Below are 795 nucleotides of genomic sequence, written 5' to 3' on the forward strand. Positions count from 1 at the left end.
GCAGTGGCGCGAGTACACCTCCCGACGTTCCCGAACCGAGCGCCACCGACCAGATGATGGCCTTGACCACCAGCAGGATGAGTGCGGCGGTGGCAAGCGTGTGGCCATCCAGCATGTCGGCGATGTTGTCATAGCCGACGCCGAGCGCCTGCGGTTCGATCAGCCCGCCAATGCCGACCACCAGACCGCCCAGCATCGGCCACCACATCCAGTGGATGGGCAGTTTCTGAAAACCGTCCTCGCAGGCATAGACCATCTGCGTCAGCAGTCCCGACAACAGGCCGGCCGCGACACCGATCGCCACCCAGCCGGCAAGGCCGACAAAGGACACCGCCATGCCTCCCTGGAACGGGAAGATCGGTCCGGGCAGATGCAGCATGGTGCGCTCGACCTCGGCGATAACAGCCGCGACCGCCACCGGAATGAAAGAGCGCGGCGTCCATTCGAAAAGCAGCAGTTCGACCGCCAGCATGATGGCCGCGATCGGTGTTCCGAAGACCGTCGTCATGCCCGCCGCCGCACCCGCCACCAGCAGCGTCTTGCGTTCGGTGTCGCTGACCGGCAGCATCTGCGCTATCAGCGAGCCGATGGCGCCGCCTGTCATGATGATCGGGCCTTCCGCGCCGAAGGGTCCGCCGGAGCCGATCGAGATCGCCGACGACAGCGGCTTCAGGATAGCCACCTTGGCGTCGAGTTTTGAGCGCCCCAGCAGGATCGCCTCAATGGCCTCGGGAATGCCGTGGCCGCGGATCTTCTCGCTGCCGAAGCGCGCCATCAGGCCGATGATCAGCGCAC

At 65.7% G+C, this 795-nt stretch carries 1 protein-coding gene; it reads right to left on the bottom strand.

Translation table 11 applies throughout. The features are described from left to right. The coding region (locus tag EN935_RS38445) for a chloride channel protein (RefSeq protein WP_164771847.1) at positions 1-795 on the bottom strand (795 nt) is incomplete at both ends.

Origin of the sequence: Mesorhizobium sp. M7D.F.Ca.US.004.03.1.1 (genome assembly GCF_003998635.1) — a bacterium.
Taxonomy (GTDB): domain Bacteria; phylum Pseudomonadota; class Alphaproteobacteria; order Rhizobiales; family Rhizobiaceae; genus Mesorhizobium; species Mesorhizobium loti.